Below are 451 nucleotides of genomic sequence, written 5' to 3'. Positions count from 1 at the left end.
CTCGGGACGGGGCCGGCCGGTCTGGATCAGGCGCTGCACCATGGTCGGCGCGAGAAAGGCGCTGCTGCCGGGGTGATGGCCGCACAGGTCCAGGAACTCGTCGGGATCGAACGCGGCCGATTCCGGGATCACCTGACGGGCACCGCGCAGCACGTAGGGCGGGATGTACAGACCGGAGCCGTGCGACATCGGGGCACCGTGGATCAGACTGCAGTTCTCGTCCGGGTCGTCGAAGTCCGCCAGGTGGTCCCGGACGTCGGACATGTCGCCCGACGTGGTCTTCATCTTGTCGGCCATGCGCTGCGACACCGCCGCGAGATCCGTTTGGATGCTCATCATCTCGGTCATCGAATCGATGCTGTTCTGCAGATCGTTGGCCTGTTTGAGGATGTTGTCCAGATTGCTCTGCAGGTAGTCGTTGTTCATCAGCTGGGTCGTGCCGCTCTGGCCC

Annotated in this window: 1 protein-coding gene; it reads right to left on the bottom strand. The window is 64.3% G+C overall.

Translation table 11 applies throughout. The features are described from left to right. Positions 1 to 426: hypothetical protein (locus RNC47_RS36815; protein WP_311605225.1), on the bottom strand; the 426-nt coding region annotated here is incomplete at its 3' end. Positions 427 to 451: the final 25 nt, after the last annotated feature.

Origin of the sequence: Streptomyces millisiae, assembly GCF_031845425.1 — a bacterium.
GTDB lineage: Bacteria > Actinomycetota > Actinomycetes > Streptomycetales > Streptomycetaceae > Streptomyces > Streptomyces millisiae.
This window is presented reverse-complemented; position numbering and strand designations above follow the sequence as displayed.